General features: G+C 63.9%; 18 protein-coding genes and 1 pseudogene. 8 read left to right on the top strand and 11 right to left on the bottom strand.

Features of this window, described 5'->3' with window-relative positions:
- From G3N58_RS29130 to G3N58_RS29115, 4 genes are all read left to right on the top strand, one after another.
- A partial coding sequence (locus G3N58_RS29130) for an aldehyde dehydrogenase family protein (protein ID WP_206000915.1) occupies window positions 1-1260 on the top strand: 1260 nt, incomplete at its 5' end.
- Between the two features lie 109 nt (window positions 1261-1369).
- Window positions 1370-2128, top strand: coding sequence for an SDR family oxidoreductase (locus G3N58_RS29125; protein WP_167036793.1), 759 nt, complete (start codon window positions 1370-1372; stop codon window positions 2126-2128).
- A 606-nt stretch (window positions 2129-2734) separates the two neighbouring features.
- The gene (locus G3N58_RS29120; protein WP_205990718.1) at window positions 2735-3745 is read left to right on the top strand and encodes a hypothetical protein; all 1011 of its coding nucleotides are present in this window, start codon (window positions 2735-2737) and stop codon (window positions 3743-3745) included.
- A gap of 227 nt (window positions 3746-3972) precedes the next feature.
- A complete protein-coding gene (locus G3N58_RS29115; protein WP_167036788.1) occupies window positions 3973-5292 on the top strand; it encodes an MFS transporter in 1320 nt (439 codons plus the stop codon).
- 29 nt (window positions 5293-5321) lie between these two features.
- Here the strand turns inward: G3N58_RS29115 and G3N58_RS29110 are convergent, their stop codons facing one another.
- Both G3N58_RS29110 and G3N58_RS29105 read right to left on the bottom strand, forming a co-directional pair.
- Window positions 5322-5840 (bottom strand): hypothetical protein, encoded by a 519-nt coding sequence (locus G3N58_RS29110; protein WP_206000914.1) that lies wholly within the window; start codon window positions 5838-5840, stop codon window positions 5322-5324.
- 82 nt (window positions 5841-5922) lie between these two features.
- Window positions 5923-6399, bottom strand: a complete 477-nt coding sequence (locus G3N58_RS29105) for a hypothetical protein (RefSeq protein ID WP_206000913.1) — start codon at window positions 6397-6399, stop codon at window positions 5923-5925.
- Between the two features lie 258 nt (window positions 6400-6657).
- Between G3N58_RS29105 and G3N58_RS29100 the strand changes: the two genes are divergently transcribed.
- Window positions 6658-7629 (top strand): dienelactone hydrolase, encoded by a 972-nt coding sequence (locus tag G3N58_RS29100; protein WP_206000912.1) that lies wholly within the window; start codon window positions 6658-6660, stop codon window positions 7627-7629.
- A 324-nt stretch (window positions 7630-7953) separates the two neighbouring features.
- Here G3N58_RS29100 and G3N58_RS29095 read toward each other — a convergent pair whose 3' ends face one another.
- Window positions 7954-8376, bottom strand: a complete 423-nt coding sequence (locus tag G3N58_RS29095; protein ID WP_206000911.1) for a DUF3224 domain-containing protein — start codon at window positions 8374-8376, stop codon at window positions 7954-7956.
- A 69-nt stretch (window positions 8377-8445) separates the two neighbouring features.
- Between G3N58_RS29095 and G3N58_RS29090 the strand changes: the two genes are divergently transcribed.
- Window positions 8446-9336 carry a helix-turn-helix domain-containing protein gene (locus G3N58_RS29090; RefSeq protein ID WP_206000910.1) on the top strand — a complete coding sequence of 297 codons (891 nt, stop codon included), beginning with the start codon at window positions 8446-8448 and terminating at the stop codon, window positions 9334-9336.
- A 32-nt stretch (window positions 9337-9368) separates the two neighbouring features.
- Here the strand turns inward: G3N58_RS29090 and G3N58_RS29085 are convergent, their stop codons facing one another.
- Window positions 9369-10340: an AraC family transcriptional regulator gene (locus tag G3N58_RS29085; protein ID WP_241017276.1), complete on the bottom strand. Its 972-nt coding sequence runs from the start codon at window positions 10338-10340 to the stop codon at window positions 9369-9371.
- A gap of 93 nt (window positions 10341-10433) precedes the next feature.
- Between G3N58_RS29085 and G3N58_RS29080 the strand changes: the two genes are divergently transcribed.
- The gene (locus tag G3N58_RS29080; protein WP_206000908.1) at window positions 10434-11267 is read left to right on the top strand and encodes an oxidoreductase; all 834 of its coding nucleotides are present in this window, start codon (window positions 10434-10436) and stop codon (window positions 11265-11267) included.
- A 99-nt stretch (window positions 11268-11366) separates the two neighbouring features.
- On the opposite strand, the gene G3N58_RS29075 is transcribed toward G3N58_RS29080, so the two are convergent.
- The 5 genes from G3N58_RS29075 to hemC form a co-directional block, all read right to left on the bottom strand.
- Window positions 11367-14120 carry an HAD-IC family P-type ATPase gene (locus tag G3N58_RS29075; protein ID WP_206000907.1) on the bottom strand — a complete coding sequence of 918 codons (2754 nt, stop codon included), beginning with the start codon at window positions 14118-14120 and terminating at the stop codon, window positions 11367-11369.
- A 61-nt stretch (window positions 14121-14181) separates the two neighbouring features.
- Window positions 14182-15129, bottom strand: coding sequence for a polyphosphate kinase 2 family protein (locus tag G3N58_RS29070; RefSeq protein WP_206000906.1), 948 nt, complete (start codon window positions 15127-15129; stop codon window positions 14182-14184).
- A 404-nt stretch (window positions 15130-15533) separates the two neighbouring features.
- Window positions 15534-16724, bottom strand: coding sequence for a heme biosynthesis protein HemY (locus G3N58_RS29065; protein WP_167285719.1), 1191 nt, complete (start codon window positions 16722-16724; stop codon window positions 15534-15536).
- A gap of 2 nt (window positions 16725-16726) precedes the next feature.
- Window positions 16727-18727 (bottom strand): fused uroporphyrinogen-III synthase HemD/membrane protein HemX, encoded by a 2001-nt coding sequence (gene hemDX / locus G3N58_RS29060; RefSeq protein WP_206000905.1) that lies wholly within the window; start codon window positions 18725-18727, stop codon window positions 16727-16729.
- The gene (gene hemC, locus G3N58_RS29055; RefSeq protein WP_206000904.1) at window positions 18727-19821 is read right to left on the bottom strand and encodes a hydroxymethylbilane synthase; all 1095 of its coding nucleotides are present in this window, start codon (window positions 19819-19821) and stop codon (window positions 18727-18729) included. Before hemC ends, hemDX begins: the two co-directional genes overlap by 1 nt.
- A 533-nt stretch (window positions 19822-20354) precedes the next feature.
- On the opposite strand from hemC, the gene ppc reads away from it, so the two are divergent.
- Window positions 20355-23669: a phosphoenolpyruvate carboxylase gene (gene ppc, locus G3N58_RS29050; RefSeq protein ID WP_206000903.1), complete on the top strand. Its 3315-nt coding sequence runs from the start codon at window positions 20355-20357 to the stop codon at window positions 23667-23669.
- A 154-nt stretch (window positions 23670-23823) separates the two neighbouring features.
- Here ppc and G3N58_RS29045 read toward each other — a convergent pair whose 3' ends face one another.
- Window positions 23824-24576 carry a class I SAM-dependent methyltransferase gene (locus G3N58_RS29045; RefSeq protein ID WP_167284385.1) on the bottom strand — a complete coding sequence of 251 codons (753 nt, stop codon included), beginning with the start codon at window positions 24574-24576 and terminating at the stop codon, window positions 23824-23826.
- Window positions 24577-24767: 191 nt separating this feature from the next.
- Window positions 24768-24851: pseudogene (locus tag G3N58_RS29040) on the bottom strand (SAM-dependent methyltransferase); the annotation flags it as partial.
- Window positions 24852-24895 lie beyond the last annotated feature (44 nt).

The raw sequence follows: 24895 nt of genomic DNA, 5'->3' as shown, positions 1-24895 counted from the left end.
GCGAGCGCCGCCGAGCGCGGGCGCGTGCTGTACCGCCTGTCGCTGCTCACGGCCGCGCGCCAGGAAGAGCTCGCGCGGCTCGAAGCGCGCGACACCGGCAAGCCGCTCAGGCAGGCGCGCACCGATGCCGCCGCGCTCGTGCGCTATTTCGAGTTCTACGCCGGCGCCGCCGACAAGCTGCACGGCGAAACGCTGCCCTACCAGGCCGGCTACACGGTGCTGACGATCCGCGAGCCGCACGGCGTGACGGGCCATATCGTGCCGTGGAATTATCCAATGCAGATTTTCGGGCGCAGCGTCGGCGCGGCGCTTGCGACCGGCAACGCCTGCGTCGTCAAGCCGGCCGAGGACGCGTGCCTTTCCGTGCTCCGCGTCGCCGAACTGGCCGCCGAAGCCGGCCTGCCGTCAGGCGCGCTCAATATCGTGACCGGCTACGGGCACGAGGCCGGCGCCGCGCTCGCGCGCCATCCGGGCATCGATCACGTGTCGTTCACGGGCTCGCCCGAAACCGGCAAGCTCGTCACGCAGATGGCCGCCGAAAACCACGTGCCCGTCACGCTCGAACTCGGCGGCAAATCGCCGCAAATCGTCTTCGCCGACGCCGATCTCGATGCCGCGCTGCCCGTGCTCGTCTCGGCGATCGTGCAGAACGCCGGGCAAACCTGCTCGGCGGGCAGCCGCGTGCTGATCGACGAGGCCATTTACGAGCCCTTGCTCGAACGGCTCGGCAGCGCATTCCAGGCGCTGCACGTCGGCCCTTCGCAAGCGGACCTCGACTGCGGGCCGCTCATCAGCGCGAAACAGCAGCAGCGCGTGTGGGACTTTCTCTCCGATGCGCAGCACGACGGCATTGCGATGGCCGCGCACGGCGAAGTGATTCCCGAAGCGCCCGAAAGCGGCTTCTACCAGGCGCCGACCTTGCTGCGCGACGTGCCCGCGAGCCACCGCCTCGCACGCGACGAAGTGTTCGGCCCGGTGCTCGCCGCCATGTCGTTCCGCGACGAAGACGAAGCGCTCGCGCTCGCGAACGGCACGCAATACGGGCTCGTCGCCGGTATCTGGACACGCGACGGCGCGCGCCAGATGCGGCTCGCGCGACGCGTGCGCTCGGGGCAGGTGTTCATCAACAACTATGGCGCGGGCGGCGGCGTCGAATTGCCGTTCGGCGGCGTCAAGCATTCGGGGCACGGCCGCGAGAAAGGCTTCGAGGCGCTGTATGGGTTCACGGTGTTGAAGACGATTGCGATCCGGCATGGTTAGGCCGCGGCTCGTCGCTCGTGGTTCGCGCCTGGCGGCTCGTGATTGACGCGGCCGGCGGCTTCGGCGCAACGACGCATTGCTATCCCTCACAACCAGCAACGGAGACATCATGCGTTTGACAGGTAAAACGGCCATCGTCACGGGCGGCGGTTCGGGTTTCGGCGAAGGCATCGCGAAGACCTTCGCGCGCGAAGGCGCGAACGTCGTGGTCAACGATCTGAACGGGCCGGCCGCGGAGCGCGTCGCGAGCGAGATCGCGCTTGCGGGCGGCAAGGCGATCGCGGTGCCCGGCAACGTCGCGCTGCGCGACGACTGGCGCACGCTGCGCGAGGCGGCAATCGAAGACTTCGGCAGCGTGCAGATCGTCGTCAACAACGCGGGCACCACGCATCGCAACAAGCCGGTGCTCGAAGTAACCGAGGCCGAATTCGACCGCGTCTACGCGGTGAACGTGAAGAGCATCTACTGGAGCGTGCAGGAGTTCGTGCCGTATTTCCGCGAGCAAGGCGGCGGCAGCTTCGTCAATATCGCATCGACGGCGGGCGTGCGGCCGCGCCCGGGGCTCGTCTGGTACAACGGCAGCAAGGGCGCGGTGATTATCGCAAGCAAGTCGCTCGCGGTCGAACTCGGACCCGAGCGCATTCGCGTGAACTGCGTGAATCCGGTGATCGGCGAAACGGCACTGCTCTCCGAATTCATGGGTGTCGAAGATACGCCGCAGAATCGCCAGCGCTTTCTCGCCGGCATTCCGCTCGGCCGCTTCTCGACGCCGCAGGATATCGCCAACGCGGCGCTCTATCTCGCTTCGGATGACGCGGAGTTCGTCACCGGCGTGTGTCTCGAAGTGGATGGTGGAAGGTGCGTTTAGAAAAGTGAAGCGGCGGCGCTCGAAGGCCTGAGCATCATTGCGCGCGGTGTGCTTATGAACGGGATGCGGCCCGAATTCGATCATGTCCGCTGCAAAGCCACTCCGTCGCGCCATTCCCGGGACACCTTCGTTAACTGAGCATAAGTTGCGCTATGCATCGGTCCACTTGCGTGAAAAGAACCACAATCGAAGCGACACGGCAATGCACGGTTGTGCTGGCTGGGAATGTGGATCATCGGTGGCGACACGAGTTGTGTGTAACTCGAAGACGAGACCTATGCGAGCCGAGTCCATGTTTCCAGCACAGCCGACTGAAGGCCGAAGGCAAACACGATTCGGGACAACACTGAAGATGTCATCAAAACAGATTGCTGACATGTTCCATTCGAAAGGACACCCGATATGTCATCGTCAGGAGTTTCGTCGACTGACAACCTCTACGCACAACTGAAATCGTACACGTTCGGGGTGGCCACGAAGGAGGCGCCTGAGCCTGCTCCGCCCGCCCCGGAGCAGCACCCGCTACGTTCGGCTCTCAAGCCACGCCCGTCGCTTTCCGTCACCACGAACAGTACCGATTCGCGTCGATCGTCCTTGAGCGGACCCGTGGCTCCGGCCAATAGAAACCGGATAAGAGCCCTGGTGCAGCGGATTAAAAACGAGGCTGTCGGGTTAACCTTCAAGGACCTGGAGAGTACCGAACAGGCGGTCGTCAGAGAAGGATTCCTCGCGGCAAAACATGTGCGCGCCATCTCAATAGCGCTGGAGACGATGAATGCGGGATGTAGTTTCCGTGTTGCCGGAGAACACACGCTTAAACGAATCGGCGAAGGTGCCGAAGCAAAAGGACACGATACGCTGGAGAAGACGCTCAAGCCAGCTACGGTAGACGCGCTCTATTCGCCGACAACGGCCAAAAGCGTTTGGAAAACTGCCGAAGCGGCCGACATTACCGGTTACGTGACTACCCTGTACCCGGACAGGTCCGGCATGTTGCATATGGGACAGGGCGTGGCACGACTGGATGTGTCGGACGTTCCGGCAGAGGAAGAACTTATCGATAGACTCGGTTACGCGGGCACCAATCGGGCCCTTCCCATTGACCTGAAAGATCTGGAATCGTTGAAAGCGTCCCTTCAGCCGCTCAAGGATGTGAGAGACTGGAAGACGCTGCCGCTGACTGGAGACTACGATCTCCACGATATGTTTTCACTGACGGGGAGACGCAGCACGGTTCCTTCGGGCAGCACGGAGGAGACCGCAATAATTGACGCGATAAACGCCGCGATCAGCACGGTCGACCCGGATCGGCGTCCTGCCGGCGACAGGAACAGGAGACTCGTGCAGCACGGCCCTCAGGTCAACTATGTCGCTTTCATGCTGAACGAGGAACCGACGAGTGTCCTGAATCAGCATGTTGCCGCCCCGAGCTTTCCGGTAGCCATGTATGTTGCAAACACAGGGTGGAAGATCGTCAGGGATCACACCGAGCTCGCGAACGAATATAAAAAGAACGGCGTCAACCTCAAGCAGACCTGGACTCCGAGGGGCAGTCTTAGCATTCCGAGCACCCGACAATCTTCGCTGTCCATAGGGGAATCGGACAAGCGGTACTAGCCGCTCAACCATGCCATGCCCTCGGCAAGCGAGCCGGATTGCCGCCTGCTCGAAGCCGGCGGCCTCACAGGCATGGTGCGGCGGGCGCCCGAAAATTTGCGCCGCCCTCATCAGATTCTGCGCGCAGTCAGTGTTTTCCCTCATATCGATTCGTCATGCAAATCGCCGTGCGCGACTAGAATCGATCGACAGCCGTACTTCCATTCCACAAGAAAAGAGGAGATACCATGGCGAGTCCCGCAGAACCGCTCCGCCAACCCGGCGCCGGCGTGCCGCCTTCCGCGTTCGAAGAAGCGACCTACCGCAAGGTCACATGGCGGCTCGCGCCGCTGCTGATGCTCTGCTATATCGTCGCGTATCTGGACCGCGTGAACGTCGGCTTCGCGAAGTTGCAGATGAGCACCGACCTCGGCCTGAGCGACGCCGTGTACGGCTTCGGCGCGGGAATTTTCTTCATCGGCTATTTCATCTTCGAAGTGCCGAGCAACGTGATCCTGCACAAGGTCGGCGCGCGCGTGTGGATCGCGCGGATCATGATCTCGTGGGGCATCATCTCGATGCTGACGATGTTCGTCACCACGCCGACGATGTTCTACGTCATGCGCTTCCTGCTCGGCCTCGCCGAAGCGGGGTTCTTTCCCGGCATTATTCTGTACCTCACCTACTGGTATCCGGCGCATCGGCGCGGACGGATCACGACGTGGTTCATGACGGCCATTGCGTTATCCGGCGTAATCGGCGGACCGGTGTCGGGCTATATCCTCAAGAACTTCAGCGGCGTGAACGGCTGGCACGGATGGCAGTGGCTGTTTTTGCTCGAAGGGCTGCCGTCGGTCATCGTTGGCGTGCTCGTGTTCGTCATGCTCGATGACCGGATCGCGAAGGCGAAGTGGCTGACGCGCGAAGAACAGCAATTGCTCGAAAGCCAGGTATCCGCCGAAGAAGCGGCCAAGCATGACATGCCGATCCGCCAGGTGCTCACGAGCGGGCGTGTGCTGATGTTGAGCCTCACCTACTTTTCGTTCGTGATGGGACTGTATGGCGTGAGCTTCTGGTTGCCGACGATCATCAAGGCGACCGGCGTGACCGATGCTTTCATGATCGGCCTGCTCTCGGCGATTCCGTTTGCGGCAGCGGTTATTGCGATGGTGCTGGTGGCGCGCAGCGCGGATCGGTCGCGCGAGCGGCGCTGGCATATTGCGTTGCCGGCGTTCGCCGGTGCCGTGGGGCTGGTGTTGTCGGTTGTCTGGGCGCATAACACCGTGCTTGCGATGGCCGGGTTGACACTGGCCACCATGGGAATTCTGACCACGCTGCCGCTATTCTGGAGTTTGCCGACTGCGATTCTGGCAGGGACGGGAGCGGCTGCGGGAATTGCGTTGATCAATTCGATCGGGAACCTGGCGGGCTTTCTGAGTCCCTATGCGGTCGGGTGGTTGAAGCAGGCGACCGCGGCTAACGATTCGGGGATGTATATGCTGGCGGCTTTTATGGTGCTGGGTGGATTGCTCGCGGTGAGTGTGCCGGCCAGGCTGGTTAACAGGTAGTGCTTTGGGCCTGTACCCGGGACGGATGGCTAGCGGGACTTCGCATCAGTCGACCGATAGTGTTTGCCCGCGATCCGCCAAAACAGCATGCCGCCAACCGCACCGGAGGGAACGAGGAATCGCCCCACGCTGAATAAACCCTGGAGCCAGGTCACATCCTTCTCGTCTGGTGGATCGGTGTACCAGTGAACCGAATTGAAGAATTCAATGTGAGCTCGAACGGCCAGCATTCCAAGGGCAATTCCCGCGAGCAGATAAAAGATCCCGTTGCGAATCCTGAACGCCCGCGCCAGCAAGGAGAGCGCGGCACAGGGAAGTGCGGTGATCCCGATAGCGAACATCCACGATACGGCAAACATCAGCACTAGCATCACGACAAAATGAATCGCTTTCGTTGCGAGCAAGTTATTTGTTGTGCTTTCGAAACTGGCTACTCTGCTCAGCATGGCTAGCAGCACGAATACGAGCGTTCCTATGGTTACGCTCGCGAGGTATCCGGCCAGTACGCGCTCCGCGGTGACGTTCTGTCGTGACGGTTCTGGTTGCATCTGGCGGTGGTGAGTTCGCTGTTGTCGAATGGGTAGTAGGTCCGGACTTCCGGGAACTACATGAATTCATTTTTTTGCGTTCCTATCCACTACGGTACATCGATGCCCATCGTCCCATCAAAAAACCCAATATCGCTGCCACGAAACAAAACGCAGTGAAGCGTACCGTCGTCGATCTCAACCCGCGTGCAATGTTCTCTTCCGCGCGTTCCTGTGTCAGTTTGTAGACTTTGTCGCCATTCGCAGTTAAACGGACAGGGTGAGAGTCACAAAACTCCATATGCAAAGCGGAGCCGGATGTCAGACCTTGCAGCATCTCCACTGGGAATGGAGCGTGAGTATGCACGCCTTGCGCCGCCAACAGAAACGAACCGCCTTCATTGACAAGGAATGCTCTCACACCTCCGAATCCCTCACGGACATACAGCGTCCCATCCCAGCTCACCACATCGCATGGCAGGCCAACCGGTTTTTCGTACCATAAACCGATCGTGAGCGAAAGTGCGGCCACCCCTCCCAATAACCCGTACAAGTACAAGAAAATCCCCAGTATTTTCATCGTCGCGATCTTTTTGTATGGTTTCGTCTGTCGATGCCGTCAGCCCAAGTTCAACTGACACGCTGACGATTGTCTGCGATCTAGCCCAGACTGTCGATTGACCACTGATGGTCGCACCACGTCTCACGACCGGAAACGGCAATAACCTCCCCCCAACTCGCATGCCCGGTTCCGAAAGGGCAAGTTTGCGTCCGCGCTCACTCGTGTAACATCGACACGACAATCCAGGCGTTTAGCATTGTTAAACCGGGAAGAAAAATGATCCGTGCCAACCTTCTCTTCGCCACCTTATGTCTTGTGACCTCGCTGGCGCACGCGGCCGGTTTTCAATTCATCGAGATTCCGGGCAACGGATCGCTTCAGCCTCTCAAAGGAGCCGTCTGGTATCCGTGTAATCAACCGCCTCGCAACGAGAAATTGGGCCCGTTCGTGCTGTCTGTTACCAGGGATTGTCCGGTCGCCGGCGAGAAGCTGCCACTTATCGTTATATCGCATGGCAGGGGCGGTACTTTCCTTGACCATAGCGACACGGCCGCAGCACTGGCAGATGCAGGCTTTGTGGTCGCGGCGATAAACCATCCTGGTGACAATGCGATGGACAAGACCCGCATCAACGATTTCCCGGTATTCGTCGAGCGGCCGGCGGATATCAAGCGTCTGGTCGACTTCATGCTTGGCTCATGGACCGCCGCAGCCAGGATCGACGCAAACGACATCGGCACCTTCGGTTTTTCGCGCGGTGGATATACCGGGCTCGTCGCCGTGGGTGCCAACCCTCGCTTTGGGAAGAACCTGCGTCTATGCGACGGGGTGAATACGCCGCTCTGCAATCAGGTACATCAAGGAGAACTCCCTGAACTCGTCCATGATCCGCGTATCAAGGCGGCAGTGATTGCCGATCCAGTCAGCGTCTTCTTCACGAAAGACAGCTTTTCCAATGTGAAGATACCCGTGCAACTTTGGAGATCCGAATTGGGTGGCGGCGGAGTGACGCCAGAAAGCGTCGCGAACGTCGTAGGCGAAATACCGACGAAACCGGACGTTCATCTCGTTCCCCACGCCCAGCATTTTTCCTTCATGGCACCCTGTTCGGCTGAATTCATGCAGGCGGCACGAGAAATCTGCGTCGACGGACTGGGCTTCGACCGTATCTCTTTCCACAAAGAATTTAACGCTGACGTGCTGACGTTTTTTCGCAAGTACCTGACGGATACGAGTAACGCCGGGTAGAACATGTTTTCCCGATTCCGACAGCGGCGAAATACGCGGTGCGGCGTGAAGTGAATTCGACCTTGACCGTGCCGTTACGTCGGGTCAAAGCAAAGAGTAATGCGCCGGACGTGTGGCAACGGCGCACGGCTTCCGATCGAGTTTCCGCGATTGTGCAAACGAGCAGGGCTATGCCAAATGCATGACAACGCGCTGCCGCAATCGTGCCCAAGGTAAACTTGGGACATCAAGAGGTCGTGAGTGACGGCACGGTCATACCCGGGTACATCGCCGCGAACATTACAAAGCCCCAAACGCCAATAACCGGCCGCAAACCGAAACTCCCTAAGCGATCCAATAGGTCAGCGTGTAGTAGTGTTTGCTGCTCTCTCGCCGTATCAGCAATTGGCCTCTGATTCCCGATAACTCGCCGGTTCCGGAACCGGGCACGATGTCGATACGCAACGCCTCGCGCCCGGCGTCCATTTCGCCGAAGTGGGCCAGCGCGAAGCTACCACATCGGCCGTCCAACGAGCCTTCGAATGATTCAAGCGCGACGTACGTCGCTTCGCCCTCGCGCGGCTTGCCGGCGGTTAGCATTTCCCCGAGCGCCTGGCCCTTCAGCCCGCCGTGGTACGCTTTTTCGATAACGTGGCGTCCGATAGGCGCAGCATGGGCGGGAACGGCAACGCTATCGGACGGGGCGATTTTCACGTCGAATTCGCCCGTGGCGACTAGCGGTTCTTGGTCTGATGGAGTCACGCTCATGGAACCTCTCACAAGGAATCTGCGGCAATAGCCGAGGCAGCGCTCACGTCGCGAATCAGGAATGCACGCATGGCCCCATCATCGACCCAAACGCCCGCGCTGTCTTGTACAAACCCGACATCCGGATTCGAAGCCGCCCTGTCGCAGCGCGCCGTGCTGCTGCCGCAACATATCGGCCAGACATTCCAGCTCAGCCGTTATCCGGTCGGCGAATCGCTGGCCCCATGGGCCGAATTCCACTGGATCGTAGAGTGGGACCTGCCTGAAGCCGACTGTCATCTTCAACAGGTCCTGCCCTATCCGAACGCCAATCTGGCATTCGAGGCCGGGCAAACCGCGATTCATGGACCGTCGCACGGCCTCTTCACGCGGGAATTGCGCGGCCGTGGAAGAGTGCACGGCCTGCGCTTCAAATGCGGCGGATTACGTCCATGGATCGAGTGTCCGATGTCCGCACTGCGCGATACCGTCGTACCGGCAATACATTGCATGCCGCACGGTTCGGACATCGCACGAATCGAGGCGCAAGTACTGAATGCCGCCCATCACGACGAAGCGATCGCACGGGTCGAGGCGGTATTGTCCGAGCGACGGCCACCATTCGACCCGTGGGTGGAGCGCCTCGACACGGCGGTTCACACAATCCAGGAAGACCGCGACATCACGACGACACGCGCGTTGCTGCAGCGCCTCAACCTGTGCGAACGCGCCATGCAGCGAGTCTTTTCGAATTACCTCGGCGTAACGCCAAAGTGGCTCATTCAACGCGCGAGAATTCACGACGCGTTGCAATGCCTCGCAGTGGAGCATGAAACACCGCTTGTGCAGATCGGCGCTCGTCTGGGCTTTTTCGACCAGGCGCATTTCACTCGCTGCTTTCGGCAACACACGGGCCAGTCGCCACAGCAGTATCGCGAGGCCCTGCGCACCGAGTCGCGGGTCCGATCGATACGCGAGTGAGCGGTCATAGTCGAAGCGAAACACGCCCAACCTCAGTGGGACGAAACATAAGTCGCATCCGCGAAAGCTGCCGGAATGGCGAAGCCTTCGAGCATACGCTTCGCCTCCGCCGCCGGCGTCAAGCCGAACAGGCGCTTGAACTCCCTGCTGAATTGCGATGGGCTCGTATAACCCACGGCATGGCCCGCCGCCTCCGCCGTCAGGTCCTGGCGCACCATCAGCAGGCGAGCCTGATGCAGACGCGTCGACTTCAGGTACTGCATCGGCGACACCTGCGTGATTGCCTTGAAGTGGCTGTGAAAGCTCGGGACGCTCATACCCGCTTCCCCGGCCAGCTGCGAGACGTCGAGAGGTTGCGCGTACTCGGCATGGATCAGGCGGAGTGATCGGCCGATCCTGCCGAACTGCCCCCGCATCGCCAGCGCCTCTCGCATCGAACTCCCCTGAGGTCCGGTGAGCACACGGAAATACAGTTCGCGCAGCAGTTGCGGCCCCAGCACGGCGGCTTCGAGCGGCCGGTGCATCGCCTCGAGAAAGCGCAATACGGACGCCCGCATCGCATCGTCCATCGGCGTCGACATCATGCTCTGAGGCGTTTGCACCGGCTCCGCTGCGCCTTCGCGGTCGATTTGCGCCGCCAATTCGGCGGCCATGGCGAAATCGAGGTGCAAATACAGGGCGAGCAGCGGGCGCTCCTGCGTTGCGTCGGTTTCCATGCTGAACGGAACCGGCGCGGACACCGCCAGGTAGTGATGCTCGTCGTACAGATAGAGCCGGTCTCCGAAATAACCGCGCTTACGGCCCTGGCAAACGATCACGATGCCGGGATCGTACAAAACCGGCGTGCGCGACAGCGCACGATTCGAACGCAGAATACGGACGCTCGGCAGTGCCGTCAGGTTGTAGCCCTCTGCGGGAGCCAACGCGCGCAGCAGCGCAACCATGCGTTTCTGGCTGCGGGGGAGTCGATCCGCGTGGCGAGTAGCAGCGAGCTTCGCACTCATAGTTTTATGCAAGAAAAACAGTGAAATTCGGCTTATCCAGCCTCGCCCGTCAGATTACCATGCATGCTCAATCGACATTTGGGAGAAGCTTCGATGGCATCCAGCAAAATCCTGCTCATCACCGGCGTCAGCAGCGGCTTTGGCCGTGCACTCGCACAAGAAGCGCTGGCAGCAGGTCACAAGGTGGTCGGAACCGTGAGAAACGCACAGGCGAAGCATGATTTCGAAGCGCTGTCCGCCAGCGCCGCTTTTGGCCGCGTGCTCGACGTGACCGACTTCGACGCCATCGATGGCGTCGTGGCGGAAATCGAGGCAAACGTGGGGCCCGTTGACGTCCTCGTCAACAATGCCGGTTACGGCCACGAGGGCGTCATGGAAGAATCGCCGCTGTCGGAGATGCGGCGGCAGTTCGACGTGAATGTGTTCGGCGCCGTCGCGATGATGAAGGCCGTCCTGCCTTTCATGCGTGAGCGGCGACGCGGCCACATTCTGAATATGACGTCGATGGGCGGCCACATCACGATGCCAGGCATCGCTTACTATTGCGGCAGCAAATTTGCTCTGGAGGGTATTTCCGAAGCCCTTGGCAAGGAGGTCGAATCTTTCGGCATTGCCGTGACAGCCGTGGCGCCGGGTTCATTCCGCACCGACTGGGCAGGCCGCTCGATGACGCGAACGCCCCGCTCCATTGCGGATTACGACACCGTCTTCGATCCCATCCGCAAAGCCCGCGAGGAAAAAAGCGGCAAGCAATTGGGCGACCCGAGGCGCGCGGCCCGTGCGATGCTCGCGGCGATTACCGCAGATCATCCGCCCGCGCATCTTCTGCTCGGCAGCGATGCACTCGGGCTCGTGCGAGACAAACTGTCCGCATTCGCGGATGAAATCCGTGCATGGGAAGCCGTGACGGTCTCGACGGACGGCTGAAGATCGCGAGCGGGCCGCCGCGGCCGTGCACGGTTCCAGCACATTGCGCGCAATACGAGGGGCGTCTCGCGCAACCGTATCGCCGCGCGAGCCCGCGCCCTACTTCACCGGATCATCCCGCAACACCGCCCCTTCCTGCTGCGAAGTCGCCAACGATCTCAATGCAGGTATCAGCCGAATCACGAACTTCTCCAGCTCCACCACGAGGAAAAACAGCACGCCGCCGCAAACGAGCCACATCCAGGCCGACAAGGGCAAACCTTCGGTATGGAAGATCGCCTGAAACGGCAGCGTATACGTGAACAGAAGCTGCAACACCACGACACCGGCAATCCCATACCAGAGATAGCGATTGCCCCGATGCGCGCTCACCGACAGCGACGCATCGAGCAGATGCCGGATGTTGAGCAGATAAAACACCTGGCCCAACGTAATCGCGTTGACGGCCGCCGTGCGCGCCATCTGGTCCGACGCCCCCTGCCCCTTCATCCAGAAGAACGTCGACAGCGTATAGAGCACGAGCGCCGCGCCCACGAAGAGGATGCGCCAGATGCCGAAGCGCGTGACGATCGGCCGGTCGATCGCACGCGGCGAGCGGCGCATCACGTCCGCCTCGTGCGGCTCGAACGAAATGGTCAGGCCGAGCGCGACCGACGTAATCATGTTGACCCACAGTATCTGCGGCGCCGTGATCGGCAGCGTGAAGGCGAACAGGATCGCCACCGCGATCACCGCGCCCTGCGCGACATTGGTCGGCAGCATGAACAGCATCGCCTTCTCGATGTTGTTGTAGACCGTGCGCCCCTCCTTCACCGCCGCGGAGATCGACGCGAAATTGTCGTCGGCGAGGATCATCCCTGCCGCCTCCTTCGTCACCTCGGTGCCTTTGATGCCCATCGCGACACCGATGTCCGCCTTCTTGAGCGCGGGCGCGTCGTTGACGCCGTCGCCCGTCATCGCGACGATCTGCCGGTTCGCCTGGATCGCCTTGACGAGCCGCAGCTTGTGCTCGGGGCTCGCGCGGGCGAAGACGTCGACGTCGCGCACGCACTCCTGCAGCGCCGCATCGTTCATCGCCTCGATCTCGGTGCCGGCGACGGCCGTCCTGCCGTCGCCGATACCGAGCATTCTCGCGATGGCCGCCGCCGTGATCTTGTGGTCGCCCGTAATCATCGTGACACGGATGCCGCCGCCGTGGCATTCGCGCACGGCGTCGATGGCCTCTTTGCGCGGCGGGTCTATCAGGCCCACGAGGCCGAGCAGGACAAGCGTGCGCGGCAGGTCCCGCGGACCCAGGCTCCCGGTTCGCAGGCCCGGGTCCGGCAGCCACGCCAGCCCGAGCACGCGCTCGCCTTGCGCGGCGAGCCGGTCCCCCTCGCGGGCGAAACGCTCGCGATCGAGCGGCGCCGCGCCTTGCGCGCTCTGCTGCCGATCGCAGTGCTCGAGGATCACTTCGGGGGCGCCCTTGACCAGCAGCATCTCGCCGTCTGCCGAACGGTTCAGCGTCGCCATGAACTTGTGCTCGGACTCGAAGGGAATCGCGTCGATTCTCGGCGCGGCGGCGGTCTCGGCTGCACGGTCCATGCCGAGCTTGACGGCGAACGGGTAAAGCGCGCCCTCGGTCGGGTCGCCTTCCACTTTCCATTTGCCGTCTTCCTCGAACAGTTCGGCATCGTTGCACAGCAGCGATACGCGGCCCATCAGCCCGAGCACGTCCGGCACGGTGCCGAGCGGCTCGCCGTCGGCCCTGACCTCGCCCTCGCTGGCGTAGCCGTCGCCGGTCACGGTATAGGAGGCGTCCGCCGTCACGACAGAGGCGACCATCATCTCCATCAGCGTCAGCGTGCCGGTCTTGTCCGAGCAGATGCGCGAGACGGCGCCGAGCGTCTCGACCGCCGGCAGGCGGCGAATAATTGCGTTGCGCTGCGCCATGCGCTGCACGCCGATGGCGAGCGTGATCGTGATGAGCGCCGGCAGCCCTTCCGGAATGACCGACACCGCAATCCCGACGATGGCCTGGAACAGCTCGACGAACGTCATATGTCCGAGCCAGTGCCCCCAGGAAAACAGCAGCACGCTGACACAGGCAATCACCGCGGTAATCACGTAGCCGAACTTCTTGATCTGGCGCAGCAGCGGCGTCTCCAGCACGCTGACCTCGGCGAGCATCTGGTTGATGCGGCCGAGTTCCGTTTGGCTCCCCGTCGCCACGACGACGCCGGTTGCCCGGCCCGACAGGACCATCGTGCCGCAGAACGCCATGTTCCCGCGGTCGCCGACCGTGGCTTTGGCGGGCACCGGCGCGGTGCTCTTCTCGGCCGGGACGGACTCGCCCGTCAGCGCCGCTTCTTCCGTGCGCAGGTTCTTCGCGTCGACGAGACGCATGTCCGCTGGAATTCGATCTCCCGATTCCAGCAGCACGATATCGCCCGGCACGAGTTCATCGGCGGGGATCAGGCGAACCGCCGCGCCACGCAGCACGCGCGCCTCGGCGGACAGCATGTTGCGAATCGAGTCGAGCGCTTTCTCGGCGCGCCCTTCCTGCAGAAAGCCGAGCAGCGAATTGAGAAGCACGACGGCCAGAATGACCGAGCCGTCGAGCCACAGGCCCAGCATGAACTTGACGAAGCCGGCCGCGAGCAGCACGTAGATCAGAATGTTGTGAAGCTGCGCGAGAAATCGTGCGACCGGCCCTTTCTTCTTGCCCTGCGGCAGACGGTTCGGGCCATAGGTGGCGAGCCGCCCGCTTGCCTCTGCGGCATCGAGGCCGCGCGCGGAATCCACGTTGAACTGCCGCTCGATTTCGTCGGCCGGTAGCGCATGCCACGGCGCCGCATTCTCGACTGAACTCATCCTCGTCTCTCCCTCTCTCCCGGTTCCGGTTATGCCGGTGATGTCTGGTCAGGGGCAGCTTTCAATGCCCGGAATCGCCCCCTGCCTGTGTGTGTTCCGTCGCATTCGCGGCTTCAGCGCCGAGTTCCTCTCTCGCCGCGGCGAGGTCCTTCATCTGCTCCTGCGTGGCTTTCGGGTAAGCGAGGTCGAGCTTCTCGACGGCCTCGACGATCGCAGCCGCAACGACGAGCCGCGTAAAAGGTTTGTTGTCGGCGGGCACGACGAACCACGGTGCCGCCTCCGAAGCCGTCGCGCGAATGGCCTCTTCATAGGCGTGCATATAGTCGTCCCAGTAGCGGCGCTCGCGAATGTCGGCGGCGGAAAACTTCCAGTGCTTGTCGGGATTGTCGAGACGGTCCACGAAGCGCTTCTTCTGCTCCGCATACGACAGGTTCAGATAGAACTTGAGAATGACCACACCCTGGCGCGTCAGATAGTCCTCGAATCGCGCGATGTCGGCGAGCCGCTCGTCCCATATATTGCTGCCGATCCGTGCCGGCGGAATCTTCTGCGCATCGAGCAGATGCCGATGCACGCGCACCACTAGCACTTCCTCGTAGTACGAACGGTTGAAAATGCCGATGTGCCCACGCTGGGGCACTTTCCTGCCATAGCGCCACAGAAAGTCGTGCGAGAGCTCTTCGGCCGACGGCTGCTTGAACGAGAAAACATCGCAGCCCTGCGGATTGACGCGCGACATGACGTGCTTGATCGTCCCGTCCTTGCCCGCCGCGTCCATGGCCTGGAACACCAGCAGCACCGACCAGGAATCCTGCGCGTAGAGCACCTCCTGCTCCATCGCAAGCCATTTCGAGCCGCGCTGGAGCAGTTGCAGCGCCTCGGCCTTATCCATTTTGAGTCCCAGCGTCTCGCCGGGATCGAAATGCTTCAGCGAGAAATCGCTGCCGCTCGTGACGCGAAACGGCTCGGTGTACGTCCGCAACGCATCGAGTATGTCCTTGCGAACCATCTCCCTTTCTCCACGACACCTGCAACCGGTTGCACGATTCGCGGATTGCCGTCCGGGCCGCCGAAATGCGAAGCCTGGCCGGACAGCATCGCAACCTCAGTCGTACTACTCACGACTTTTGATAATAGGTCACGTCTGATGTATCGCTGCAGATATTTGGCGAGAGTCGCCCGTCGCTCTGACCTCGCAGCGAACGTGGCCTACGTCGCGCGCCGCTCGCGGTCCGGATGGCTTGCGGCAGTGCAGCCATCATGGGTGACCAGAGCCCAAGCGAAGACTGGCAACGACAAACCCGCGTCTATCACGCGGTGCAAAAAGAAATGGCCGCAGCATCGGCTGCGGCCATCGGGTAGCGGTTCGAGAAGCTTGTGCGGCTCAGCGGCTACGCCATGATGCGAGCCTCATCAGGTCACATTCATCGCCAGCGCGCTCTCGCGATAATGCTGGCTCGCTTTCTCGGTATCGCCAAGCTGCTCGTGCAAACGTGCGAGAGCACGATGCGAGCGGATCTTCAGCGTCTCGTTATCGGCAAGCTTCAGCGCGCGTTCGAGGAACGATTGCGCCTTGCCCCACAACTGCTGATGCAGGCACAGACGGCCCAGCGTGAACATCAGATCCGCGTCTTCGGGACGATCCTTCTGCCAGGCTTCGGCCTTCTGGATCAGCGGCAGCGCATCGCCGCCGGCCGTGTCCGGATAGCGGCGCAGCAGGCGCGCGTCCCAGTTCTGCGCGAGCGCTTCCTCGACGATCTTGCGCGCGTCCTGCGGACGATTCAGCGAGACGAGCAGTTCGGCGGCGGTATCGGCGAGACGCGGCGAATGACGCTCGACCGCCGACAGCGAGTTCCACAGTTCGAGCAGCGCATCGGCGTTATGACGACGATCGCGCAGCAGATTCTCGGCCGCCAGTTGACGCAGCCGCACTGCCACAGCCGGATGGATCGCCTCGCGCTTCTCCAGCGTCTTGACGAGCTTCAGCACTTCGCTCCAGTTCTTCAGTTGCTGCTGCGCGCGCAGCATGATCTGTTGCGCATGAATGCGCCGCGCGCCCTGCGATTGCATTTCGGTCAGCGCGGTGAGCGCGCCGTCCGCGTCGCGGCCGTCGGCGCGCATGTCGGCGGTCGCCATCAGGCGCGCGTCCTGCCAGTCGGCTTCGTCGATCTGCGAGAGCCATTCGTCGCGCCGCGCATATTCGTGCATGCGATGCGCGGCCGTGGCCGCGATCAGGCCGGCCGCGCCCTTGTTGTCGCCGTTCGCGAGCGCGTCTTTCGCGGCCTTCTCGGCACGCGAGAAACGCCCCGCGTAGAGGTTGCCGATCGCGTCGCGCAACGACGCATGCGCTTTCGCGACGCGCGAGCGCGCGCGGTACGCGGCGACGCGCTGCGGCATGCGCCAGATATTGCGAATGATGCGCAGGAGCGCATACAGCACGATGAACAGCACGACGATCGCGACGATGAACAGATTGAGCGACATGTCGACGCGATACGGCGGATAGACCAGCAGTATCTGCCCCGCGTCGAAGCGACCGACCACCGCGAGCACCACCGCGATCACGAACAGCAGCGCGAGCCAAAGAAGTCCCCGGATCGCCATGATTAACCCCGGTTCCGGTATTGATTGACGGCCTGCAGGCTCGTGTCGAGGTTCGGCAGTTCGACCGCGGCCGAGCCCGTATCGACCTGCCTGACGAGATCGATCACTGTTTGCGTCTCTTTCGACGAAGCGTCGAAGTAGCGCATGAGCGCCGTCTGCGCCGCCTGCAGATCGGACTTCAGCGTGGTCTGGTTGCGCGAGAGCAGCGCGAGACGCGCCGACAGCAAACGCAGCTTCAGGTTCTCGCGCACGAAATAGCCCTGGTCGGGCGAGACGAGCATCGCGTCGGCATGGTCGATGCGGCGCACCTGCACGAGGCTCGTCAGTTGATCGCCGATGCCGTGCGTGACCTCGTCGAACCACACTTCCCAGCGCGGCTTGCCGGTGGCCGCGGCCACCTTCGCGGTGTCGGCCCACGTGGCCGCGTGCGGCGTCGCATGCGGAATCGGCGCCTCGCCCGAGAGCGGCAGGTTCGCGACGTGGTCGATTGCGTTGTCGAGCTTGATCGCGAGACCGGTGAGATCGGTCGACGGCGCGGCCTTCAGCTTGTCGATGTCCTGCGCGATCGCCTTGCGCACCGCCACCGCCTGCGGGCTGTCCGACGCCGCGAGGCGCGTGTCGGCGCTTTGCAGCGCGAACAGCGCGAGCTGCGTGTTGCCGGTCAGCTGCAACTGCTGGCTCGCCGCCGACAGCATCTGCCCGACTTCGGCGAGCGTCCAGTCGTCGCGGTTGCGCGCGAGATCGGCGTATTGCTGTTGCAGCGCCTGCTGCGCGGCCTGCGCATCGGCGAGCTTGCCCTCGAACTGCGCGACCTGCGAGTCCGCCTGATGCACGCTGGCGAGCGCCTGGTCGAGCTTGATGCGCAGCTCGTTGGTCTGCGTGTCGTTGGCCTGCTGACGCTGCGCCAGCGCCTGCTCGGTGCGCACGAGCTTGCGGTTCATCGCGAAGCCGCCCACGCCGACCGCGCACGCCAGGATCACGACCACAAACCACAGCAGCGGCCCGCTCATGCTGCGGCGCTTGTGCGCTTCGTACGGCGTGAAGGGTTGATTCGGCGGCAACGCGGCAGTTGCGGACGGCTGGGGTGCGGCGTTCGTGGAGGCGTTCGTTTCAGTCATGCGTGATTGAGCCGGGTTGGTCGATACCGGTTGGACGACGGGGGGCACGGAAGGCACGGCGGCCGCGGCGACGAGCGCGCGGACTATGCGCTCGTCGCCCGCGCCGGACACCGTCATCCTATCAAAACCCAATGCCCGCGCGGTCTGCGCGATGCGTGGATGAGGCGCGACGAGCGGCGCGTGTTTGAGCTGTGCGATCTCGCTCGCGTTGAGGTGGTCGTGCGCAAGCTCTTGCAGGTTGCGCACGCCTTCGGAACTGGTCACGAGCCATGCGTGCGGCCGGCCCGCGAGCAGTTCGTGCACGCGCGCCCAGGCGCCGATGGACGGCTCCGGCACGACGCGCCGGTACGCGGCGACCGCCTCGACTTCGACGCCCGCTTCGCGCAAGCGGTCGGCGAGCCATTCGCGGCCGCCGTCGCCGCGCACGATCAGCACGCGCTTGCCGTCGAGCGCCGCCGTGCCGAGCTGCGCGTCGAGCGCGGCGAAGAGGCCCTCGGAGTCGAAGCTCGCCGCTTCGTCGTCGGCGCCCGCGGCCGGGCTGATGACGCGATGCCCCGGCGCGCTGATACCGTGGCGCGCCAGCGCCCGCACGCTGCCAGGACCGACTACGCCGATCGGCAACGCGTGCGGCCAGATGTCGTCGCGGTGCGCAAACGCGTGATCGACCGCGTTCGGCGAGACGAAGACGACGAGCGCATAGCGTTCGAGCGACGCGAGCGCGGCGCGCAGCGGCGCAGGGTCGATGACGGGGGCGATGTCGATCAGCGGAAAGTCGAGCGTCGCGAGACCGGCTGCTTCGAGCTGCCCGACGAGCTCGCTCGACTGGCCGGCCGGCCGCGTGATCACGACCGTGAAGGGCGCCTGCTCCGGCGTGCCCGAGGCCATCACTCGCCGGCCGCCGCGCCGTTCGCGGCGGGGGTTGCGGGGCTGCCCGCTATGTCACCTGCCGCGTCGCTTGTGGCATCACTTGTGGCATCACTTGCGGCAGCATGCGCGGCGCTATCCGCCACAGCCGGGCCGCTGGCGGTGCTGAGCGCCCGGACGATGTCGAGCGCGCCCTGCCCAGCAAGCTCGCTCGCGACCTGCTGGCCCAGCGCGAGCGCGCGCTCGATGCTCGGCGCGGGCGCCGATGCCTGCGCGCTCAGTACGCGCTGGCCGTCGGGCGTCGCTACGATGCCGCGCAGATGCAGCGCGCCGTCATGCCAGGTCGCATACGCGGCGAGCGGCACCTCGCAACTGCCGCCGAGCGCGCGCGACACCATGCGCTCGGCTTCGACGGCGGCCGCCGTATGTGAGTGATGGAGCGGCGCGAGCCACGCGGCGAGGTCCGCGCGATCGGCGCGAATCTCGATGCCGAGCGCGCCCTGCCCCGCGGCCGGCAAGCTGTCCTGAGGATCGAGCAGCGCGCGGATGCGCTCGCCGAGACCCAGACGCTTGAGCCCGGCCGCGGCCAGGATGATCGCCGCGTAATCGCCGCGATCGAGCTTGGCGAGGCGCGTGTCGAGATTGCCGCGCAACGGCCGCACGTCGAGATGCGGATAACGCATGCGCAGCATCGCCTCGCGGCGCAGGCTCGAGGTGCCGACCACGGCACCGGCCGGCAGCGCGGCGAGCGAGTCGTATTGATTGGAGACGAGCGCGTCGCGCGGGTCCTCGCGCTCCATGATCGCGGACAGCGCGAAGCCCGCGGGCAGCTCCATCGGCACGTCCTTCAGCGAATGCACCGCGAGGTCGGCGCGGCCATCGGCGAGTGCGGCTTCGAGTTCCTTGACGAAGAGGCCCTTGCCGCCGACCTTCGAGAGCGTGCGATCGAGAATCTGATCGCCGCGCGTCGTCATTCCGAGGATTTTTACGTCACAAGATGGATATAATTTGTGCAGCGCACATCGCACATGCTCCGCCTGCCACATGGCAAGGCGGCTCTCTCGCGAAGCAATCACAAGCGTGTGGGGTGGCGCGGCAAACGTCTCGGTGTTCATTAGCTTGCTGATCGAATCTCGGGATGGAATAACAATCAATGTTAGCACGCGCCCCTGCTTGCGCCCTTGCACCAAAGGCACGGCCGGGCGCCGGGCAGACGCGGTATCGATGGAGGAGACGGGCTGCGCGCGGCAAGCGCCTGCCCCATTCCGGCTCGTCACGCACGGTCGTTCGCGCATCGCGCGGCGGCATGCGCGATGATGCAATGCGGCGTAACCGCGTGGGCGGCACGCGCCGCGCGTTCAGTGCGGCCTCGCCTCATGTGTCGTGGCCCCTCTCTCCATCCGGCGTCGGCAGGGCTCATGCGGCTCGTCGCGGGCGGTTCGTTTTGCAGGCCCGCCTGCCGCCGCGCCTTGCCGTTGCGCGTTGTCGTGCGCCTTGCAGTTCTCTTTGCTGTTCTAATTGCAGTCCCGTTCGCAGTCCCTGTTGCACGCTGTTCACGTTACTCGCAGTCCACGTTGCACATTCTGTCGCAGTTCCGCAGTTGCAGTTCATCACTCAACAGACCCTGGCTTCCCTGAGGAAACCCATCGTGACGTCTTCCGGATCGGCGCGCCCTGACCGCCGCAACACTGCTTCGTCCAACGCTCGCCCGGCCCATGCCGCGACGCCGGACGCTTCCGCTGCCTCTGCCGCAGCCCTCGCCGACTCCACCGCGCACGGCACGACGTCGGCCTTCGCTCAACGCGCCGACCAGTGCACGGAACAGCGCACGGAAAAACGCCCGGGCCAACGTGCCCTCGCCGCGCAAGCCGCCAAGGCGCCGAAAGCCGCGCGCACCGCGGTGTCCGTCAAAGCGGAAAAACCCGTGAAGACAGCCAAAGCCAGCAAGGCTGAAAAGGCTGGGCAAGCCGCAAGCGCCGCCGATACACGCAAGCCGGCCAAGGCCGCCAACACCGATGCGAACGCCACCGCTTCCGCGAAAACCGAAGCGGCCGCGAGCGACGCAGCCCAACCGCGCGCCGCCAAAAAGCCGAAGCTGAAAGCCGTCGCGCAAGCCGCGGGCGCCACCGTCCCCGCCGCCAAAAGCACGGCCCGCACGCGCGAGGACAAGGACCATCCGCTGTTCCAGGACATCCGCTATCTCGGCCGCCTGCTCGGCGACGTGCTGCGCGAGCAGGAAGGCGACGCGGTGTTCGACGTCGTCGAAACGATCCGGCAGACCGCCGTGCGTTTTCGCCGCGAGGACGACAGCGCCGCCGCGCAGACGCTCGACAAGAAGCTGCGCACGCTGACGCCCGAGCAGACGGTCAGCGTGGTGCGCGCGTTCAGCTACTTCTCGCACCTCGCGAATATCGCCGAGGACCGCCACCGCAACCGCCGGCACCGGATTCACGCGCTCGCGGGCTCGGCCTCGCAGCCGGGCACGATCGCCTATGCGCTGGAGCGGCTCGTCACGGCGGGCGCGGCCGCGACGCCGGTGCTGCAGCAGTTCTTCAACGACGCGCTGATCATGCCGGTGCTGACCGCGCACCCGACCGAAGTGCAGCGCAAGAGCATCCTCGATGCGCAGCACGACATCGCGCGGCTGCTCGCCGAGCGCGACCAGCCGCTCACCCACCGCGAACGCTCGCACAACGAAGCGATGCTGCGCGCGCGCGTCACCTCGCTCTGGCAGACGCGCATGCTGCGCGACGCGCGTCTGAGCGTCGCCGATGAAATCGAGAACGCGCTGTCGTTCTATCGCGCCACCTTCCTCGAGGAAATCCCCGCGCTCTATGGCGACATCGAGGACGCCCTCAAGGAACACGGCATCGAAGCGCGCCTGCCGCCGTTCTTCCAGATGGGCAGCTGGATCGGCGGCGACCGCGACGGCAATCCGAACGTCACGGCCGACACGCTCGAAAACGCGATCACGCGCCAGGCCGCGGTGATCTTCGAGCACTACATGGAGCAGGTGCACAAGCTCGGCGCGGAACTGTCGGTGTCGAACCTGCTGGCCGGCGCGAGCGATGCGCTGAAGGAACTCGCGGCCATCTCGCCGGACCAGTCGCCGCACCGCACCGACGAGCCGTATCGCCGCGCGCTGATCGGCATGTACACGCGGCTCGCGGCCAGCGCGCGCGTGCGGCTCGGCGAAGGCAGCGTGCCGGTGCGCAGCGCCGGGCGCGGCGTGGCGCCGATCCGCGCGATTCCCTACGACGACGCCGCCGACTTCGTGCGCGACCTGCACGTGCTGATCGATTCGCTCGCCGAGCATCACGGCGCGCCGCTCGCGGCCCCGCGTCTCGCGCCGCTCACGCGCGCCGCCGAGGTGTTCGGCTTCCATCTCGCGAGCATCGATCTGCGGCAAAGCTCGGACATCCACGAAGCGGTGATCGCCGAACTGCTCAGACGCGCGGGCGTCGAGGCCGATTACGCGGCGCTCTCCGAGGCGGACAAGCTCGAGGTGCTGCTCGCCGAACTCGCGCAGCCACGCCCGCTGCGCGTGCCGTACGCCGAGTACTCGGACCTCGTGAAGAGCGAACTCGGCGTGCTCGAGGAAGCGCGTATCACGCGCGAAAAATTCGGCGCGCGCGCGGTGCGCAACTACATCATTTCGCACACGGAAACGGTCAGCGATCTGGTCGAGGTGATGCTGCTGCAAAAGGAAACCGGCCTGTTGCGCGGCCGTCTCGGCGACGAGCACGATCCGGCACGCGCGGGCCTGATGGTGATTCCGCTCTTCGAGACGATCCCCGATCTGCGCAACGCGCCGCACATCATGCGCGATCTGATCGCGCTGCCGGGCGTCGGCGCGCTGATCGAACACCAGGGCAACGAGCAGGAAGTCATGCTCGGCTATTCGGACAGCAACAAGGACGGCGGCTTCCTGACCTCGAACTGGGAGCTGTATCGCGCCGAGCTTGCGCTCGTCTCGCTGTTCAACGAACGCGGCGTGACGCTGCGCCTGTTCCATGGCCGCGGCGGCACCGTCGGCCGCGGCGGCGGCCCGACCTATCAGGCGATCCTCTCGCAGCCGCCCGGCACCGTCGACGGACAGATCCGCCTGACCGAGCAGGGCGAGGTGATCGCGAGCAAGTTCGCCAACCCCGAGATCGGCCGGCGCAATCTGGAAACGGTGGTGGCCGCGACGCTCGAAGCGTCGCTGCTGCCGCAAGGCAACGCGCCCGCCGAGCTGCCCGTGTTCGAGGAAACGATGCAGCAACTGTCCGATACGGCAATGGCCGCGTATCGCGCGCTCGTCTACGAAACGCCGGGTTTCAAGGAGTATTTCTTCGAGTCGACGCCGATCGCCGAGATCGCCGAGCTGAACATCGGCAGCCGGCCCGCCTCGCGCAAGCTGCAGGACCCGAAGCAGCGCAAGATCGAGGACCTGCGCGCGATTCCGTGGGGCTTCTCGTGGGGCCAATGCCGTCTGCTGCTGACGGGCTGGTACGGCTTCGGCAGCGCGGTCGCCGCGCATCTCGACAGCGCGCCCTCCGACGCCGAACGCGCGCGCCGGCTCGCGCTGCTGAAGAAAATGCACAAGACGTGGCCGTTCTTTTCGAACCTGCTCTCGAACATGGACATGGTGCTCGCGAAGACCGACCTCGCGGTCGCGTCGCGCTACGCCGCGCTCGTCACCGACAAGAAGCTGCGCAAGCACGTATTCGAGCGCATCGTCGCGGAATGGGAGCGCACCTCGAAGGTGTTGTCCGAGATCACCGGCAAGGGCGATCGGCTCGCGGAAAATCCGCTGCTCGCGCGCTCGATCAAGAACCGCTTCCCGTATCTCGATCCGCTCAATCACTTGCAGGTCGAATTGCTCAAGCGCTATCGCGCGGGCGATACGAACACGCGCGTGCGACGCGGGATTCATCTGAGCATCAACGGGATCGCGGCGGGCTTACGCAATACGGGTTGAGGCTGAAGCGGCGGTTTGAACCGGGGTTTGCCGTCGAAGCGCAAGCGGACTGAATGCACCAATGCGGAATCATCGGTGCAAGCGGTGCATTCAGCCCGCGATACGCAACACACGCCGGGGGTGGCCAGCAAAGGCCACCCCCGGCTTTTTTCATTCAATGCGCGTCGATCATCAACGCGTCGAGCTTGAACGAGTGGTCCGCCTGCACGTCGAAATACTGGCGCACTTCGTCGGGCGCGTGATCCCACAGCGAGCGGATCGCGACGATGCGCGGCTCGGGCGTGCGCATGCGCGCGACCCACGACTTGAATTCGAGGTCGATGCGCCAACGCTCGCGAATCGATGCCTTGAAACCGGCCGTGGCGAACAACGCAATCCACTCGTCGGCGCGGTAATCGCGGATATGCGAACCGTCGCGCAGTAACTCGATCGCCTGGATATGCGTATCGAGCAGCGGGTGATCGATGCCCGCGATATCGATGAACAACACCTTGCCGCCCGGCTTCAGCACACGCCGCACCTCGGCGAGCGCGAGCGGCACGTCGTGCCAGTGATGCGCGCTCATGCGGCTAATCACCCAGTCGAACGCATGAGCGGCGAACGGCAGCGTTTCAGCCGCGCCCTGCTGCGTGCGGATGTTGGCGAGGCCGCGCTCTTTCGCCGCGCCTTCGACGGTCGCGAGCATCTGCGGCGCGATGTCGTAGGCGACGACCTCTTTCGCATGCGGCGCAACCGCGAAGCTCGCGTGCCCCGCGCCGCAGCCCATGTCCAGCACGGTCGCGCCCGGCGTCGCGGCGATGGCGTCGGCGAGCGTACGCAGATCGGCGCCGCTCGCATGGGTCTGACTCGTCAAGTAAGCGGCGGCGGTCGAGCCGAACGCGTCGGCGACCTGATCGTGATGCTTCATGGGTGGCTCCGTTAGGGTGAGATGGCGACGCGCCGTGGGGTTTCCAGCCGCTACAATAGAGCCGGTCATGTACCAGTACAAGTTAAGCAATTATTCTGGTATCTCTATTACCCCCTCCACGCGCAGCCCGGCAGCAGGAACATGCAGCCCACCGCCGAACACCCGGACCCGATGGACGCCACGCCGGCCGCCGCGCCGCTCGCATGGGTCTGACTCGTCAAGTAAGCGGCGGCGGTCGAGCCGAACGCGTCGGCGACCTGATCGTGATGCTTCATGGGTGGCTCCGTTAGGGTGAGATGGCGACGCGCCGTGGGGTTTC

Source organism: Paraburkholderia sp. Ac-20342 (genome assembly GCF_017104985.1).
Lineage (GTDB): Bacteria > Pseudomonadota > Gammaproteobacteria > Burkholderiales > Burkholderiaceae > Paraburkholderia.
The sequence above is the reverse complement of the archived record's forward strand: the minus strand, read 5'-3'. Positions and strand labels throughout refer to the sequence as shown.

Coding starts and splice junctions, on each gene's coding strand:
- G3N58_RS29125 (WP_167036793.1), top strand. CDS start 1,370: ATGCGTTTGACAGGTAAAACGGCCATCGTCACGGGCGGCGGTTCGGGT.
- G3N58_RS29115 (WP_167036788.1), top strand. CDS start 3,973: ATGGCGAGTCCCGCAGAACCGCTCCGCCAACCCGGCGCCGGCGTGCCG.
- G3N58_RS29110 (WP_206000914.1), bottom strand. CDS start 5,840: ATGCAACCAGAACCGTCACGACAGAACGTCACCGCGGAGCGCGTACTG.
- G3N58_RS29105 (WP_206000913.1), bottom strand. CDS start 6,399: ATGAAAATACTGGGGATTTTCTTGTACTTGTACGGGTTATTGGGAGGG.
- G3N58_RS29100 (WP_206000912.1), top strand. CDS start 6,658: ATGATCCGTGCCAACCTTCTCTTCGCCACCTTATGTCTTGTGACCTCG.
- G3N58_RS29095 (WP_206000911.1), bottom strand. CDS start 8,376: ATGAGCGTGACTCCATCAGACCAAGAACCGCTAGTCGCCACGGGCGAA.
- G3N58_RS29090 (WP_206000910.1), top strand. CDS start 8,446: ATGGCCCCATCATCGACCCAAACGCCCGCGCTGTCTTGTACAAACCCG.
- G3N58_RS29085 (WP_241017276.1), bottom strand. CDS start 10,340: ATGAGTGCGAAGCTCGCTGCTACTCGCCACGCGGATCGACTCCCCCGC.
- G3N58_RS29080 (WP_206000908.1), top strand. CDS start 10,434: ATGGCATCCAGCAAAATCCTGCTCATCACCGGCGTCAGCAGCGGCTTT.
- G3N58_RS29075 (WP_206000907.1), bottom strand. CDS start 14,120: ATGAGTTCAGTCGAGAATGCGGCGCCGTGGCATGCGCTACCGGCCGAC.
- G3N58_RS29070 (WP_206000906.1), bottom strand. CDS start 15,129: ATGGTTCGCAAGGACATACTCGATGCGTTGCGGACGTACACCGAGCCG.
- G3N58_RS29065 (WP_167285719.1), bottom strand. CDS start 16,724: ATGGCGATCCGGGGACTTCTTTGGCTCGCGCTGCTGTTCGTGATCGCG.
- hemDX (WP_206000905.1), bottom strand. CDS start 18,727: ATGGCCTCGGGCACGCCGGAGCAGGCGCCCTTCACGGTCGTGATCACG.
- hemC (WP_206000904.1), bottom strand. CDS start 19,821: ATGAACACCGAGACGTTTGCCGCGCCACCCCACACGCTTGTGATTGCT.
- G3N58_RS29045 (WP_167284385.1), bottom strand. CDS start 24,576: ATGAAGCATCACGATCAGGTCGCCGACGCGTTCGGCTCGACCGCCGCC.